Here is a 15,522-nt window from a genome sequence, read left to right on the forward strand (position 1 = left end):
GTATCTGGATTGGTGCCATAGTCTACTAATGATTTATTCTTATGAGAAGAAGAAAGGCTATTTCCCCTTTTATCCTCATTCTTTAGATAACCAATATATTCAAAGCCATCAATATGCAAAGGTTTTGGCAGAGATTCTCCAACACCTAAATTTATACTTTGATTATAAGCAGCAAGCTCAATGTTGGTGACAGCCAAGGCAGTTGGAGATAATAACACAGACCCCATTCCTGTCACCAATAAGATAGACGATAAATATCTCTTGCCATTCTTAGCCCGAGCAAATATTAACACCAAGAATGTAAAACCCGCAACTGCAAAAATTGACTCCCAGACACCAGAGTAGCCGGTCTGAGGTAATGCTCCATATCCTAGTTTTTGATCTTTGGGACGATAAACTAAATAATAGCTTTCTGATATCTCTTCAACATGCTTTGGAATCTCTCTGATCAAGATAGACTTCTCTGCTTCAGTTAATTCAGATTCCATTACATAATAGTAGCTCACTTGAGCTGACTGTCCATGTGAAATCTCTGTAGCTTTAACAGGGGATAAATCTCCAGCTATAAAACTACTAAAAAAGAAACTTCCTATAGTAGCCGAGACTAATCCAACTGACAATTTTCTAAAAGAAAAACGCTGACGTTTTTCTCCATAAAACCATTGTTTCATTTTAATTTTTTCCTCTTAAATATAATATGCCATACTATCTATTTTACCCAATTATAGTTAATTATTCAAATTTTTGGTCAATTTTTTCAGTTTGAAAATACTTTTAAACAACATAATAGCAAGTTAAAAGCTTTTAAAATTTTCTTAATATAATTGTGAAAATATACAAAATAATGAACTTCTCTATATTGTACAATTTACACTGAATAAACAGAAAAATCAAAGTATATTATATTAAAAAAGTGTTAGAGATTCTTCTTTTTGAAACAAGAGCCAGTATAAATCATGCTTATGTAAGCTTTGAAGACGATTAAGAATTGTTATACTCAATTGTTTTCAACAACCTATCGAAATCGACACAAAAAGTTTGGATTACGAATGAATTTGATTGCTGGCATTATCAACGGTGAACTAGGACTTTAGTTTCGCAGAAAGTCTATTAGAAAACGAGCATCTCCAAGTGTGGAAATACTCGCTTATTTTATGTTTGGAGGCCAGTTTTTCCCAGCTTCCAATATTTTTACAGTTGACAAAGATCTCTATATCGAAATCTCCGTCATAAAAAATTGTATCAATAGGTAGCATAAAATACTTTGACTACAAATAGATAGTAAAATTTCTTTTAGTTAGTTAACTTGAAACCTCACTTTCTTAAACCTACATCTTAATACCAAACACTGACATCAACACGACCTCGGATTCCTTTTAAGTATTCAGATGAAGTATATTGCCAACCTTTTGAACCTGAATAATGAGGATTATTCCAATCAAGCGCATCCGTATAGGCTGCAACCCAGTTGACATGTTGTAAAATATCTGGATGGTTCAAACGAGTTTGCAAGAGTTGACGATAGCTATAAACTTTCACATTTTGATAACCAGCCTGCTTCATTGTTGCCATATACTTATTGATAATCTTGACCCAAGTTCCAGTCTCACTTGGAGCTCTTTTACTTTTATTGACATACTCCCAGTTCTCAACATCATAGTAGATAGGATAAGACAGGTTCATCTTGTATTTCTTCAAGAGCTCCACAGTCTGCTTGGCATCATTCTCAGCATCGGTCTCATTTTCAGCATAGGTGTAAAGATAGACACCATAAGGAATACCCAAACGATTAAGTTCTTGAATATTATAAGCCAATTCCTTATCTTCTACACCGCTATAACCCAAACGAACAATAACACCATCAACCCCGTTTTCCTGGATAACCTTTTGCCAGTCAGTAATACGGCCATTGTGCTCACTGACATCGATGACCTTTTTAACTTGATCAGTCCCAACTTGTTCTTCACGATGGTTAAAGAAGTAACGGTGGCCATTTCGGTGAACCCAGCCAACATTCAAGTCTTTCTTTTCTTTTAACTCACCTGAGTCAGAAAAAATATAGCGAGTATCATCCATGATTAATTCACCAGTCGCCATAGCACCACTTTCTGTCAAATAGTAGTTACCCTGCCACTCATCTTTAGCCATGTAACCCCACTTCTTGAAATAATACCACTTTCCGTCTACCTTTTGCCACTCTTGATTTGCATAAGAACCATCAGACTTGAGATAGAAGTAAGACGAATAGGCTGGATCATAAAGCCATTCATTTTGCATCATGGCACCTTGACCATTCAAGAAATAATTTCCCTGCCATTGGCTTTTAGCTAAATAGCCCCATTTCTTAAAATAGTGCCATTTACCTCCAACAGCGTGCCATTCCTGGTTAGCATAAGAACCATCGGACTTCAAATAAAACCAATTCTTATAGACGTCATCATAAACCCATTCATTTTTGGCCATATAACCGCCTGATTTCAAGTAGTAATTACCCTGCCACTCATTTTGAGCATAACGACCGTCTGACTTAATATAAAACCAAGCCTTATAGTAGTTATCAAAAATCCACTCACTCTTGGCTTTAGAACCATCAGCCTTTACATAATAATCCCCATCCCAGTGGGCAGACGAATTGGTTTTTACTCCTTCGCTCGTTTGAGTTTTATTAGAAGACTGATGTTGCTCTGAACTACTTGAAACTGTCGTTGTATCCTGCGAAGTTTTTGAAACTTCGGTTTCATTCGCAGCGACATGGTTAGTTGCCAACCCGAGTAAACAGAGACTTGCTAATCCAATTTTTCCAATCTTTGTTTTCAATCTTTTCTCTCCTATAAAAAATGGAACAGACATCTGAATGCTGTTCCACCTAGCTTTTGCTACTGATTATTTTACAAAGTCAAGCAAAGCCAAGAAGCTTTCTGCTTCAAGTGACGCACCACCTACAAGGGCACCGTCAACATCTGGGCAAGCCATGTATGAAGCAACGTTTTCAGGTTTAACAGAACCACCGTATTGAACACGAACCTTGTCTGCAACTTCTTGACCGAAGTCAGCAGCTACAACGTCACGAACAACTTTACACATTTTTTGTGCGTCGTCTTGTGAAGCTGATTTACCAGTACCGATAGCCCAGATTGGCTCGTAAGCGATAACTGATGCAGCAACTTGTTCAGCAGTCAATCCAGCCAATGCAGCAGATACTTGAGCACCTACGAATTCAGCAGCTTTACCAGCTTCGTAAGTTTCAAGTGACTCACCACAACAGATGATTGGAAGCATACCGTTTGCAAAGATTGCTTTTGCTTTTTTATTAATATCTTCGTCAGTTTCATGGAAGTAGTCACGGCGTTCTGAGTGACCGATAACAACGTAGTCAGTACCGATTTCTTTCAAAACTTGTGGGCTTGTTTCACCAGTGAAAGCACCTGCATTTTCAAAGTAGCAGTTTTGAGCAGCAACTTTAAGGTTTGAACCTTTTGCAGCAGCAAGAACAGTTGTCAAATCAAGAGCTGGAGCTGCGATACCTGCTTCAACAAGATCTGATGAAGGAAGTTTTGATGCAACTGCTTCAACGAATGCTTTAGCTTCTTCTGGATTTTTGTTCATTTTCCAGTTACCAGCGATAAATGGTTTACGTGACATTTCACATACCTCTTTTTTCAATTTATTTTCTATTTATTTTATCACAATTAGACACAGCTTGCAAATCTTACTCAAATTTCAAGCCTGCTGACATGGATTAATCCTTCCAGAGATCCATAGCATTTCTGAAATCTGCAGATACCTGTGTCAACTGAGGATTGCTTGCTTCTCTCTCTGCCCGCTTAGCCTCAATTTGAGCCACACTTTTGATACCTTCATGGCGCCAGTTTCTCAAAATAGCCTGAATGTACTTCCAGTTTGGTTTCCCATTCAAAACAGCTTCACGAAGAGCTTCCTTAATCAAGTCAGCACTGGTTCCATCTTCCTTTAGTGTCTTAGTCAAATCCTCAATCTCAAAAGGTGTCAACAAGCGTCCCAACTCCTGCTGGAAGGTTTCTACCAAATCCTTGAGCTGATTTTGAGGTGTCAACTTGTCTGAACTTGAATGAGCAACTCCAAGCAAGTCATCCAAACGTTCCAAAGCCAAGCTAGCATCAAAAAGCAATTCGATTTCACCATTCAATTCGATGGTTCGATACTGAAGCAGTCCCCTCTCTGTCAGATTGGAAATAGCCTGATTGACATCCGAAATTTCCTTGCCAATCCTGTCAGCAATCTGGCTTGGCGACATTTCTTCCAAACCTGTCGTATTTTGCAAATAGAAAAATTGCCAGACCAGAAAATCATCGCTAGAAGGAAAGAGTTCCTTAAAATGCAAGAGCAGGGCACTCGGTAAAACCAAGTTCCCTGATTTAAAAGCGTCTAAATATGTCATAAATCCTCTTATAAATATCCAAATGCGGATGCATCATCTTGAATTTTTCTCCAGTCAAAAGGCGTTTCCTGATAGACCGCATAGTTTACCCAGTTACTGAAAAAAAGGGCTGCTGACGAAGACCAACAAAGACAAGGTGTCTGATTAACATCATCATCCTTAAAGTAATTTTCTGGAATATGTGGGTCTAAACCTGCATCACAATCCCTAAAATACTCTTTTGCCAGGGTATCACGGTCATATTCCAAATGCCCAAAACTATAAATTTCTCGTAAATCACGACTTGCCAAAATCGAAACACCAACCTGAGGGCCCTCTGATAAAATCTCGAGATTGGTTTTATTTAAGACCTCTTCCTTAGAAATCTCCGTGTGTCGAGAATGAGGGGATACATAGCTATCATCAAAGCCTCTAAAGAGAAGGTGCCCTTCCTTTAAAGTGTCCTGAGGATAGATACCCGATAACTTACTGTCCATCTGGTGTTTTTCCACTCCATAGCGTAGATAAAGACCAGCCTGAGCGCCCCAACAGATATGAAGGGTCGAATAAACATGGGTCTTGGACCACTCAAGCACCCGACTAAATTCCTCCCAATAGTCCACTTCCTCAAATGGTAAATGCTCAACTGGGGCCCCAGTAATAATCATCCCATCAAAATACCCATCCTTGACTTCAGGAAAAGTTTTATAAAAGGTCTCCATGTGCTCTGAACGAGTCGTTTTAGAACGATGGCTCTCCATATAGAGAAAATCAATATCCAGTTGCAGGGGCGTATTAGCCAAATGGCGCAACAACTGGGTTTCAGTGACCATTTTCTGTGGCATGAGATTTAAAATTAAAATCTTCAAGGGACGGATATCTTGGTGGGCCGCACGTTGATCATCCATGACAAAGATATTCTCTGTCCGTAAAATCTCAACAGCTGGTAATTTTTTATCAATTCGAATCGGCATAACCCTCTCCTAACTGTACTCTTTCAGGAATAATTGCATGTATTTGAAGCCAAATCTCAAACACTTAGTCCCTTTATTATACTGCAAGAAGATATAGTTTTCAATTATAGTTTTTCTCTAACTAGCTATAGTCTATTTTTATATCCTAATGTAGAGAAAACAGCCCTAGGGACTGTTTTTCATTAATAATGCATAAGAACTTTGTAATCGTAGTCACCAATTTTTTCACGGCCGTTCAATTCATCCAATTCAACAAGGAAGGCACAACCTGCCACAACACCGCCAAGTTTTTCAATCATCTCGATGGTTGCCTTAACAGTTCCACCTGTTGCTAAGAGGTCATCTACAATAAGAACACGTTGACCTGGCTTGATGGCATCCGCGTGCATAGTCAAGGTATCAACACCGTACTCTTTTTCATAGTCAGCAGAAATGACTTCGCGTGGCAATTTTCCTGGCTTACGAACAGGCGCAAAACCAATTCCCAACTCAAAAGCAACAGGACAACCCACGATAAATCCACGAGCCTCAGGTCCTACGATCATATCAATTTTCTTGTCAGTAGCATATTGAACGATTTCACGAACAGCATAGCTATAAGCATTTCCATCAGCCATCAAAGGACTGATATCACGGAAAGTAATACCTTCCTTAGGATAATTTTCAATTGTTGCAATGTAATCTTTTAAATTCATCTTTTTCTTTCTTTCAAAGTTTTTTACTCCCTATTATACCATATTTTCTAGTAAAGAAGGAAGAGAAAACAGTATTTCATTTGCTACTCACCCTATAAGCCAAATAAGACAACCATTTTATAGAGACTATAACTTACATACAAAAACGAGCACTTTCGTACTCGTCCTCTGATATAAACTACTGATTAAAGTGAGTTAACGTCAACCTTGATACCAACACCTTGAGTAGTTGTGATTGTCAAGCTTGTTACGTAAGTTCCTTTAGCAGTAGCTGGTTTAGCTTTTTGGATTGTTTCGTTAAATGCTTTGAAGTTTTCAACCAACTTGTCAGCTTCAAATGAAACTTTACCGATGATCGCTTGTACGATACCTGCACGGTCCGCACGGTAAGTGATTTTACCACCTTTAGACTCTTCAACTGCTTTAGCAACATCCATTGTTACAGTACCAGTTTTAGGGTTTGGCATCAAGTTACGTGGTCCAAGGACACGTCCAAGACGTCCAACAAGAGCCATCATGTCAGGTGTTGCGATAACTACGTCGAAGTCCAACCAACCGTCGTTGATTTTAGCAACAAGGTCGTCTTCACCAACGAAGTCTGCACCAGCAGCTTTTGCTTCTTCAGCTTTTGCACCACGTGCAAATACAAGAACGCGAGCTGTTTTACCAGTACCGTTTGGCAATACCATTGCTCCACGGATTTGTTGGTCAGCTTTTTTAACGTCAATGTTCAAGTTGTAAGCAACTTCTACAGTTGCATCGAATTTTGCAAAGTTAGTTTCTTTTGCAAGAGCTACAGCTTCTTCAACGCTGTATGCTTTTGTGCTGTCGATCTTCTCAAGAGCAGCACGAAGTTGTTTGCTTTTTTTAGCCATTTTCTATTCTCCTTGTAAGTGGTTCAATCGATTTTCATCTCCCACGTCACTTCTCGAAATGATGAAGTCTTGCGGGTTATATAGGGATGTTATTGATTAGTCAACAACAGTGAATCCCATAGAACGAGCAGTACCTTCGATCATACGCATTGCAGACTCTACGTTTGCTGCGTTCAAATCTGGCATCTTAGTTTCTGCAATTTCTTGTACTTGCGCACGAGTAACTGTAGCAACTTTAGTTTTGTTAGGTGTCCCTGATCCTTTTTCAACACCTGCAGCTTTTTTCAAAAGAACAGCAGCTGGTGGTGTTTTTGTAACGAAAGTAAATGATTTGTCTTCGTATACTGAGATAACAACTGGAATGATCATACCAGCTTGGTCAGCAGTACGAGCGTTGAACTCTTTTGTGAATCCCATGATGTTGATACCAGCTTGACCAAGAGCAGGTCCAACCGGTGGAGCTGGTGTAGCTTTACCAGCAGGGATTTGCAATTTTACAAGTTTTTCGACTTTTTTAGCCATTTTTAAATCCTCCTTTGTGGTTTTGGCGGTAATTAAATATTTTTACCTCCCACAAGTATGCTTTTCACATACCCATCTATTATACACTATTTATCTAGAATTGCAAGAGAAAAGTTTATTTTTTAATCAACGTAATCTCCGCCTTCAAAGCCGTAGTATTCTTCCAAACTGAGACCACTCTCAGCAATTTCTTTAGCTTCTTTTCCGACATAACGAAGGTGCCATTCTTCAGCCATATAGCCTGTTTCCTTTTCCTTGCCTTTGAGATAACGGACAACAAAACCATAATCAGCTGCATGGTCCAGGAGCCATTGGGCTGCTTTTTCTTCTGTTACCAAATCACCATTTGTCCCAATAACATCAAAGGCCAAGCCAGTTTGGTGTTCGCTATAGCCAGGACGGGCAGAATAACGGTCGGCAGCTTCTTTCCCATCTTGATTGACATAATCTTGATAGAGCTTAGTCTGAGTTTCATAACTTCTAAAACCACTGTAATGGTCGCTGATTGGGAAACCTGCCTCTTGCATCGCTTTGATGAGTTTGACCAGCTCTGCCTTGGCTGTTGGATTTTCCCCTGGATTATAGTCTTTCGACAAAGGATAATGTTTATTTGCTACGATGATTTCATCGTATTTCCCTTGGATGCTGTAGTAGTCACCTTTATTGACCACTTCTGCTTTTTTCTGGGAAGCTCCCTGAGATTTACTGCCGACTGCTCCATCAGCTTTGGCTGTTTGTTCTGTTTTAGCCGCTCCATCTTCATTTTTTGTTTTTTCCTGTGAACAAGCTGCTAAACTCAAGGCTAGCAAGGCTGTCAAGACAAGATATCTTTTTTTCATTTCTACTCCTTTATTTCTAATAATTTATCTACTTCTGACGATAAACGTTTGACTAATTGTTTAATCTCATCCGGTTTTGCTTGACATGTTTCTGAGGTCATTTCTTCAAAGGGAACCCACCAAACTGGACCACGTCCCTTGAGACCGTAACCATTCATATCACCTCTTCGTCTAGGAAACAGATGCCAGTGGAGGTGGGCATCGCCATTGCCTAGAAGTTCGATATTCATTTTCTCAGCAGAGAAGACCTTAGCAACTGCCTCTTGGACTAGACTCATTTCCTCTAGAAAACGGAGTCTCATTTCCTTTTCTAAATGGTGCAATTCCGTGACGTGTTCCTTGGCTAGAAAGAGACTATAGCCTGAAAAATACTGGTGATCTCCAATCACAAGATAGCCTGTTTCCAACTCTTTGACAAAGTAAGGATTGTCCCCAGCTTTAATGAGCTCAATTCTCTGGCAAATAAGGCACATATTAGTCTACCAACCCGCTCTTAAGGTAAGCATCAACCATACGCTCTGTTGCGACTACCGAGTCAATATGAGTGCGTTCATATGAATGGCTAGACTCGATACCAGCACCGAGAAGGGCGTGTTTGACTTCTGCACCTGCAGACATAGCTGCCGAAGCGTCCGAACCATAAAATGGATAGATGTCCAGCTTAAATGGAATATCTTGCTCTTTAGCCAAGGCAACCAAATGTTGACGGAAGTCATAGTGATAAGGTCCTGAAGCATCCTTGACACAGATAGACACTGTGTACTCATCTGTTTGCTGATCATCGCCCATAGCTCCCATATCCACAGCCAGATATTCTACTACCTGAGCAGGAATATTAGAGTTAGCACCATGCCCCACTTCTTCAAAGACTGAAAAAGCAAAATGGGTTGTTACTGGCAATTCAATCTTCTCTTCCTTATAAATGCGAAGTAGGTTAAGCAAAATCGCTGCGCTGACCTTATCGTCCAAATGACGAGACTTGATAAATCCTGTATCTGTCACGACAGTTCGTGGGTCAAAGCTGATAAAATCACCAACCTCAATCCCCAAGGCACGAGTTTCTTTTTCGTTGGTCACTTTTGCATCCAAACGCACTTCCATATTGTCCTGGGTGCGTTCTGCAGTTCCTGCATCCTTGTAGACATGGCAAGAAGTTTGGTGGATGAGGATGGTGCCTGATAGCTTTTGATCTGTACTAGCCACATGAACGGTACAGTTTTCTCCTTCAATCATATTCCAAGGAAAACCACCGATACGGTCCAATTTGAGACGGCCGTCTGGTTTGACAGCGCGGACAATGGCACCAAGCGTATCCACATGGGCAGTCACGTAGCGGTGTTCTTCATCATTTTGACCTTTGATGGTCACATTGACACCACCCTTGGCTGTGCGAACCGGCTGGTAACCAAAACCTTCTAAAGTCTTGACTAAATAGTCCGAAATTTCACGAGTAAAACCCGTTGGCGACGCAATGGCTGTCAGTCCTTTGATATATTCTACTGTTTGATTCATTTCTTCACCTCTTTTGCTACCTATTATAACACATTTATCATCGGATAAAAAAAGAAAATCACTCCTGTAGACTTGGCTACAAAAGTGATTTTAGTGATTATTCCATTTCAAAAACATCGCTTTCTTGCTTGTTTGGTAGAACCAATGAGAGCAAGATTCCGACAATGGCTGGCACCAACCATGGGAGAGATGCTTTAGCAAAAGGAAGAGCGTTAACAAGGTTTGCAAGAAACTCAACCTTAAACGAGCTTCCTAGTACGCTTGCAATGGCAATAGCTGTAACCACAGCAATTGTCAACTGCATACCTGGTTTTGAAAGAGCCACAAATTTATTCACAATGACAATCATAACGATGGCAATGGTGATTGGGTACAAGATAACCAGTACAGGAATTGAGTACTTGATAATCGCATCAAGACCCAAATTAGCAATGGCAAATCCAATCAAGGTAAAGGCTGTCGCATAAACCTTGTAGCTGATTTGTGGGAAGCGCTCATTAAAGAACTCAGCAGTTGACACAATCAAACCAACTGTAGTTGTGAAGCAGGTTACAGTAACCATAGCTGCAAGGAAGATTTGAGCTGTTGAACCAAAGATTTCTTGAGTTGCTTGTGACAAGATGTAAACACCTGGTGTTCCACCCTTCATCGCTTCAGCTGGTACTGGGAAATGATTTCCAAGGAAACCTAAACCGATGTAAAGAGCGCTGAAAGCAAGGGCTACAACGATACCAACAACCCAAATAGTTGAAATGTATTCTTTCTTACTTGAAAATCCAAGTTGTTTCAAGGTTTGAACTGCGATTACACTGAAGGCAACCGAAGCAAGGGCATCCAAGGTATTATAACCTTCTAGGAAACCTGTACCAAAGGCAGAAGCTTGATAAGCAGCTGAAGCAGCTTGAGGACTTGTTCCAGCGTATTTGATAGCTCCTAAAACAACCAAGATAACAATCAAGATTGCAAATACTGGCGTTAAAATACGGCCGATACGGTCTAAGATTTTTGATGGATTAAGCGAAATCAGATACGCTGCCACAAAATAAAGAAGGGTAAAGACAATCAAGCCAAGTCCTTTATTTGCATCCGATAAAAGGGGGCTGATTCCTACTTCGTAAGCTGTTGTAGCAGTACGTGGGATAGCAAAGAATGGACCGATTGACAAGTAAAGAACTGAGAGGTAAAGAGTCGCAAACCAAGGCGCTATCTTCGTTGAAATCTCGTAGATATATCCTTTAGGATTTAGCGTTCCAATTATAAGGGTCAAGACGGCGATACCGACGCCTGAAAAGACAAAACCTGCGATAGCAGGAAGAAAATGTTCTCCAGATAGAGCACCCAGAGAAGGCGGAAAAATCAAGTTCCCCGCACCAAAAAATATTCCAAACAGGAGTAAACCTGTTAGGGCACCTTTTTTAGCCATGTAAATCTCCTTCATATTTATAAAATACTGACCTAGTATATCATGAATAGGAGTATGAAAAAAGCTTCACGAAGTAAATATTGAATGTTTTCAAGATTCTTAAAAATGAGAATTGTCTAAAAATAAAATCCCCTACCGAGATCACACCAAGTAGGAGAAATTCTAATGTTTACAGTTCTTCAAAGGCAGTCATACCACCTTGAACATTGATAACTTCATAACCTTGTTCTGATAAGAATTGGCAAGCACGCGCCGATCTCATTCCAGATTTACAAATAACATAATGTAACTGGTCCTTGTCCAACTGATCAAAGGTATCAGCCAATTGACTAAGCGGTAGGTTATGGGCACCTTCTAAATGAAGAACTTCAAACTCATCCACTTCTCTCACGTCCACTAAAGAAAGTTGGTCGTTTTGGTAAAGCTGGTAAAATGCGTCAAAGGAAATTTCTTTCATTCTTTTTCTCCTAATACTCTTCGAAAATCAAATTCAAACCACGTCAGCGTCGCCTTACCGTACTCAAGTACAGCCTTCGGCTAGCTTCCTAGTTTGCTCTTTGATTTTCATTGACTATAAAATGGTTTTAATTCTTTTTTTCAAGTCTGGCACCACTTCTGACTCAAACCAAGGATTTTTGACCATCCAGATTTGATTTCGAGGTGAAGGGTGAACTAATGGAAAATAGGCTGGTAAGTAATTCTGGTAATGTTTTACCCGTTCTGTCACCTTGCCACTGATTTTTTCCTGTAAATAGTAGGCTTGAGCATATTGCCCAATCAAAAGGGTTAACTGAATATCTGGTAATTCTTGCAAGAGCTGCGGGTGCCATTTTTCAGCAAAACCTGCTCGCGGTGGCAAATCACCTGACTTGCCATGCCCTGGAAAGTAGAAATCCATGGGTAAAACCGCAAAACAACCTGAATTGTAAAAGGTATCTTCATCTACACCTAGCCAGTCTCTCAGGCGGTCACCACTTTTGTCCTTCCAGTAAAGCCCTGCCTCTTGGGTTTTAAGTCCTGGTGCCTGACCGATGATATTGATGCGAGCAGTCTTTGGCGCTGCAAAGAGAGGCTCAATGCCACGCTCTGTATAGCTGGCATTCTGTGGATCTGACATAATAGCCTGCTTGATTCTTTCAATTTGAGACATCTACTTTCCCTCCAAAAAGAAGTCTAAGCATAAGATCTCAGACTTCTATCGTTTTATTTGATCAATTCATAAATAGCTTCGGCATAGATTGCTGCAGCTCGGAAGAGATCGTCCAAGGCGATAAATTCATTGGCTTGGTGCATGGTGTCAATTGAGTCTGGGAACATAGCACCATAGGCAACACCTCGTTCTAGCAAGCGACCAAAGGTTCCACCACCGATGACTTGCTCGTGACCTTTAAGACCAGTTTGTTTTTCATAAACATTCAACAAGGTTTGAACAAGTGGATCTTCCATTGGAACATAGTGAGGGGTGTGACCGTGCTCAGAAAGGCTAACAGAAGCAACTGGCAAGTTTTCAAGGATTGACTTGATTTGTTCTGGACTTGTTCCTTTTGGATAGCGGATATTAAGGGCAATGGTATTATCAGCGCTTGTTTCATCAAAGCGGAAGACGCCTGCATTCATAGAAAGGGCACCCATCTTTTCATCTACATGATCAATCTTGAGATTTTCACCCTCATGGTCGTTCAAAAGAATCTTACCAGCGATATCAAGGTAATCTTTTGCAGGTCCTGCAAAGTCAAACTGGCTAAGGAAGAGGGCAAGATAAGTCGCACCATTGACACCTGAAGCAGGCATAGCACCATGGGCTGATTTCCCAATGATCGTCACCTTATATTGACCGTTTTCTTCTTGGAGTTCTCCTCTAAGTTTGTGTTCTGCAACAAAGGCATCTAGTTTAGCTTGCAAGTCAGTCAAATCGCCTGAAACAATCGCTGTTGCTGATTCTGGTACCATGTTTTCACGCAAACCACCTGTGAAGCTGTGAAGACGGGCTACACCTGTATTTTCACCTGCAAAGTGGAGGTATTCCGTGATATTTCCTTTTTCACCGTTGATGATAGGGAACTCAGCATCTGGGGAGAAACCGAAGTCTGGTTTTGCAAGTCCAACATTTTCAAAATAGTAGTCCATATCTGCCCAACCTGATTCTTCGTCTGTTCCAACGATGAAGCGAACTTTCTTAGAAGTTGGAAGGCCCAATTCTTTGATGATTTTCAAGCCATAGTAGCAAGCTGTTGTAGGTCCCTTGTCATCAGAAGCTCCACGCGCATAGAGGCGACCATCTTTGATAGTTGGTGTGTACGGATCTGTGTCCCAACCGCTACCAGCTGGCACCACGTCCATGTGGGCAAAGATTCCGAGAACTTCTTCTCCATCACCAAATTCAAAATGTCCTGCGTAGTTGTCAACATTTTTAGTTGGGTAACCATCACGGTCTGCGATTTCAAGGAATTTTTCCAAGGCTTTTACTGGACCAGGCCCAAATGGATGTTCAGCATCAACCTTGCTATCATCACGTTCTGAGTTGATTTCCAAAAGGCTAAACAAGTCAGCCAAGAGGTCTTCTTTGCGTTTTTCTACTTCTGCTGTAAAATCAATTGCTGTCATTTTTTCTTCTTCCTATCTTTTTTCAATTATTTCATCCACTGGCAAGCGGTAGCTTGGTTCTAATTTTTCGTCCGTATAACCTACCGTAATCAAAAGTTCTGGACGGAAACGGTCTTCGATTTCTAAAACTTCATTAACTTTTGATTTGTCAAATCCAAGAATCAGATTTGATCCGATTCCTTGGTCTGTAAGAGCCAGAACCAAGTTCATAGCAACCAAACCTGCATTGAGAGCTAGGTAGTCGCTGACCTGTTGTTCGTTGTAACGGGCAAATTCCGCAGGCAAATTCTTCATGAAATATTGAAGTTGTTCTTCTGAGAAATTCTTTGCACCACCGACACGGGCAATCTTGCGGGCGCGTTTCGCTAAGTCCGTATCTGTAAAGAGGGCAATGGTGACAGGCGCTGATGATACCTGTTCAAAGTTGGAACCATAAGCTAATTTTGCCAGTTCAGCATTTTTCTCACGAACCACCACAAATTTCCAAGGCTGGCTATTGTGGGCGCTTGGTGCCAAGGTTGCGATTTCGATAGCCGTACGCACATCTTTTGGATCAACAGGCTTATCAGTAAACTGCTTAGTCGCATGACGTTTTTTGTTTAATTCAAGAAATTTCATAATCGATTTCCTTTTCTAATTCTACTGCTTCCATTCTACCATAATTTGAAAGAGCTTGCAGGGATTTTTCATGATTAAGATTTTTTATTACAGTCATAAAAAATATATATTAGTTCATCGGAAACATTTCTGATAAACTAGCAGATAACTTTACATTTGAATGGAGATATTATGAAAAAATTTAGCCTATTACTAGCCATCCTCCCATTTTTAGTTGCCTGTGGGAATCAAGCCACACCCAAAGAGACTAGCTCTCAAAAGACAATCGTCGTTGCTACAGCTGGTGATGTGCCGCCATTTGACTACGAAGACAAGGGCAATCTGACAGGCTTCGACATCGAAGTTCTAAAAGCAGTAGATGAAAAACTCAGCGACTACGAGATTCAATTCCAAAGAACTGCTTGGGAGAGCATCTTTCCAGGACTTGATTCTGGTCACTATCAAGCTGCAGCCAATAACTTGAGTTATACAAAAGAGCGTGCTGAAAAATACCTTTACTCACTTCCAATTTCAAACAATCCCCTCGTCCTTGTCAGCAACAAGAAAAATCCTCTGACTTCACTTGACCAAATCGCTGGCAAAACAACACAAGAGGATACCGGAACTTCAAACGCTCAATTCATCAATAACTGGAATCAAAAGCACACTGACAATCCCGCTACTATCGATTTTTCTGGAGAGGATATCGGTAAACGAATCCTAGACCTCTCTAACGGTGAATTTGATTTCCTAGTTTTTGACAAGGTATCGGTTCAAAAGATTATCAAGGACCGTGGCTTAGATCTCTCAGTCATTGATTTACCTTCTGCCGATAGTCCCAACAACTATATCGTTTTCTCAAGCGACCAAAAAGAGTTTAAAGAGAAATTTGATAAAGCGCTCAAAGAACTCTATCAAGACGGAACACTTGAAAAACTTAGCAATACCTATCTAGGTGGTTCTTATCTCCCAGATCAATCTCAATTACAATAATACTCTTCGAAAATCTCTTCAAACTACGTCAGCTTTATCTGCAACCTCAAAGCTGTGCTTTGAGCAACCTATGTCTAGCTTCCTTGTTTGCT

At 40.5% G+C, this 15,522-nt stretch carries 17 protein-coding genes and 1 pseudogene; 2 read left to right on the top strand and 16 right to left on the bottom strand.

Annotation, left to right across the window (positions count from 1 at the left end):
* The coding region (locus tag HT734_RS03585) for a YSIRK-type signal peptide-containing protein (RefSeq protein ID WP_173308473.1) at positions 1 to 671 on the bottom strand (671 nt) is incomplete at its 3' end.
* Positions 672 to 1,001: 330 nt separating this feature from the next.
* Between HT734_RS03585 and HT734_RS03590 the strand changes: the two are divergent.
* A pseudogene (locus HT734_RS03590) lies at positions 1,002 to 1,094 on the top strand (IS5/IS1182 family transposase); the annotation flags it as partial.
* Between the two features lie 241 nt (positions 1,095 to 1,335).
* Here HT734_RS03590 and lytC read toward each other — a convergent pair.
* The 15 genes from lytC to HT734_RS03665 all read right to left on the bottom strand — a co-directional run bounded on the left by lytC (position 1,336) and on the right by HT734_RS03665 (position 14,458).
* The gene (gene lytC / locus HT734_RS03595) at positions 1,336 to 2,850 is read right to left on the bottom strand and encodes a choline binding-anchored murein hydrolase LytC (protein ID WP_173277481.1); all 1,515 of its coding nucleotides are present in this window, start codon (positions 2,848 to 2,850) and stop codon (positions 1,336 to 1,338) included.
* Positions 2,851 to 2,883: 33 nt separating this feature from the next.
* On the bottom strand, positions 2,884 to 3,642 hold the full coding sequence (gene tpiA, locus HT734_RS03600; protein WP_000087893.1) for a triose-phosphate isomerase: 759 nt from the start codon (positions 3,640 to 3,642) through the stop codon (positions 2,884 to 2,886).
* 97 nt (positions 3,643 to 3,739) lie between these two features.
* On the bottom strand, positions 3,740 to 4,417 hold the full coding sequence (locus HT734_RS03605; protein ID WP_033680561.1) for a DnaD domain-containing protein: 678 nt from the start codon (positions 4,415 to 4,417) through the stop codon (positions 3,740 to 3,742).
* A gap of 8 nt (positions 4,418 to 4,425) precedes the next feature.
* Positions 4,426 to 5,370: a homoserine O-succinyltransferase gene (gene metA / locus HT734_RS03610; RefSeq protein WP_033680562.1), complete on the bottom strand. Its 945-nt coding sequence runs from the start codon at positions 5,368 to 5,370 to the stop codon at positions 4,426 to 4,428.
* A 182-nt stretch (positions 5,371 to 5,552) separates the two neighbouring features.
* Positions 5,553 to 6,065: an adenine phosphoribosyltransferase gene (locus HT734_RS03615; protein ID WP_001049318.1), complete on the bottom strand. Its 513-nt coding sequence runs from the start codon at positions 6,063 to 6,065 to the stop codon at positions 5,553 to 5,555.
* 185 nt (positions 6,066 to 6,250) lie between these two features.
* Positions 6,251 to 6,940: a 50S ribosomal protein L1 gene (gene rplA / locus HT734_RS03620; RefSeq protein WP_001085672.1), complete on the bottom strand. Its 690-nt coding sequence runs from the start codon at positions 6,938 to 6,940 to the stop codon at positions 6,251 to 6,253.
* Positions 6,941 to 7,036: 96 nt separating this feature from the next.
* Positions 7,037 to 7,462, bottom strand: coding sequence for a 50S ribosomal protein L11 (gene rplK / locus HT734_RS03625; RefSeq protein WP_001085809.1), 426 nt, complete (start codon positions 7,460 to 7,462; stop codon positions 7,037 to 7,039).
* Between the two features lie 122 nt (positions 7,463 to 7,584).
* Positions 7,585 to 8,301 carry an LD-carboxypeptidase LdcB/DacB gene (gene ldcB, locus HT734_RS03630; protein ID WP_000747769.1) on the bottom strand — a complete coding sequence of 239 codons (717 nt, stop codon included), beginning with the start codon at positions 8,299 to 8,301 and terminating at the stop codon, positions 7,585 to 7,587.
* A gap of 2 nt (positions 8,302 to 8,303) precedes the next feature.
* A complete protein-coding gene (locus HT734_RS03635; protein ID WP_033680564.1) occupies positions 8,304 to 8,774 on the bottom strand; it encodes an HIT family protein in 471 nt (156 codons plus the stop codon).
* Position 8,775: 1 nt separating this feature from the next.
* On the bottom strand, positions 8,776 to 9,813 hold the full coding sequence (locus HT734_RS03640) for a M42 family metallopeptidase (protein WP_033680565.1): 1,038 nt from the start codon (positions 9,811 to 9,813) through the stop codon (positions 8,776 to 8,778).
* A gap of 97 nt (positions 9,814 to 9,910) precedes the next feature.
* Positions 9,911 to 11,236, bottom strand: coding sequence for a branched-chain amino acid transport system II carrier protein (gene brnQ, locus HT734_RS03645; protein WP_001074577.1), 1,326 nt, complete (start codon positions 11,234 to 11,236; stop codon positions 9,911 to 9,913).
* 169 nt (positions 11,237 to 11,405) lie between these two features.
* Entirely contained in the window at positions 11,406 to 11,693 is a 288-nt protein-coding gene (locus tag HT734_RS03650; RefSeq protein WP_000659134.1) for a rhodanese-like domain-containing protein, read from the bottom strand.
* 114 nt (positions 11,694 to 11,807) lie between these two features.
* Positions 11,808 to 12,386 (bottom strand): uracil-DNA glycosylase family protein, encoded by a 579-nt coding sequence (locus tag HT734_RS03655; protein ID WP_173277483.1) that lies wholly within the window; start codon positions 12,384 to 12,386, stop codon positions 11,808 to 11,810.
* A gap of 53 nt (positions 12,387 to 12,439) precedes the next feature.
* The gene (gene pepV / locus HT734_RS03660; RefSeq protein WP_173277485.1) at positions 12,440 to 13,840 is read right to left on the bottom strand and encodes a dipeptidase PepV; all 1,401 of its coding nucleotides are present in this window, start codon (positions 13,838 to 13,840) and stop codon (positions 12,440 to 12,442) included.
* Between the two features lie 12 nt (positions 13,841 to 13,852).
* Positions 13,853 to 14,458 carry a nitroreductase family protein gene (locus HT734_RS03665; protein WP_061759489.1) on the bottom strand — a complete coding sequence of 202 codons (606 nt, stop codon included), beginning with the start codon at positions 14,456 to 14,458 and terminating at the stop codon, positions 13,853 to 13,855.
* Positions 14,459 to 14,629: 171 nt separating this feature from the next.
* Between HT734_RS03665 and HT734_RS03670 the strand changes: the two genes are divergently transcribed.
* A complete protein-coding gene (locus tag HT734_RS03670; protein ID WP_049534088.1) occupies positions 14,630 to 15,430 on the top strand; it encodes an amino acid ABC transporter substrate-binding protein in 801 nt (266 codons plus the stop codon).
* The last annotated feature ends 92 nt before the right edge of the window (positions 15,431 to 15,522 follow it).

Source organism: Streptococcus sp. k-90 (assembly GCF_013277565.1).
GTDB lineage: Bacteria > Bacillota > Bacilli > Lactobacillales > Streptococcaceae > Streptococcus.

Coding starts and splice junctions, on each gene's coding strand:
- lytC (WP_173277481.1), bottom strand. CDS start 2,850: ATGTCTGTTCCATTTTTTATAGGAGAGAAAAGATTGAAAACAAAGATT.
- tpiA (WP_000087893.1), bottom strand. CDS start 3,642: ATGTCACGTAAACCATTTATCGCTGGTAACTGGAAAATGAACAAAAAT.
- HT734_RS03605 (WP_033680561.1), bottom strand. CDS start 4,417: ATGACATATTTAGACGCTTTTAAATCAGGGAACTTGGTTTTACCGAGT.
- metA (WP_033680562.1), bottom strand. CDS start 5,370: ATGCCGATTCGAATTGATAAAAAATTACCAGCTGTTGAGATTTTACGG.
- HT734_RS03615 (WP_001049318.1), bottom strand. CDS start 6,065: ATGAATTTAAAAGATTACATTGCAACAATTGAAAATTATCCTAAGGAA.
- rplA (WP_001085672.1), bottom strand. CDS start 6,940: ATGGCTAAAAAAAGCAAACAACTTCGTGCTGCTCTTGAGAAGATCGAC.
- rplK (WP_001085809.1), bottom strand. CDS start 7,462: ATGGCTAAAAAAGTCGAAAAACTTGTAAAATTGCAAATCCCTGCTGGT.
- ldcB (WP_000747769.1), bottom strand. CDS start 8,301: ATGAAAAAAAGATATCTTGTCTTGACAGCCTTGCTAGCCTTGAGTTTA.
- HT734_RS03635 (WP_033680564.1), bottom strand. CDS start 8,774: ATGTGCCTTATTTGCCAGAGAATTGAGCTCATTAAAGCTGGGGACAAT.
- HT734_RS03640 (WP_033680565.1), bottom strand. CDS start 9,813: ATGAATCAAACAGTAGAATATATCAAAGGACTGACAGCCATTGCGTCG.
- brnQ (WP_001074577.1), bottom strand. CDS start 11,236: ATGGCTAAAAAAGGTGCCCTAACAGGTTTACTCCTGTTTGGAATATTT.
- HT734_RS03650 (WP_000659134.1), bottom strand. CDS start 11,693: ATGAAAGAAATTTCCTTTGACGCATTTTACCAGCTTTACCAAAACGAC.
- HT734_RS03655 (WP_173277483.1), bottom strand. CDS start 12,386: ATGTCTCAAATTGAAAGAATCAAGCAGGCTATTATGTCAGATCCACAG.
- pepV (WP_173277485.1), bottom strand. CDS start 13,840: ATGACAGCAATTGATTTTACAGCAGAAGTAGAAAAACGCAAAGAAGAC.
- HT734_RS03665 (WP_061759489.1), bottom strand. CDS start 14,458: ATGAAATTTCTTGAATTAAACAAAAAACGTCATGCGACTAAGCAGTTT.
- HT734_RS03670 (WP_049534088.1), top strand. CDS start 14,630: ATGAAAAAATTTAGCCTATTACTAGCCATCCTCCCATTTTTAGTTGCC.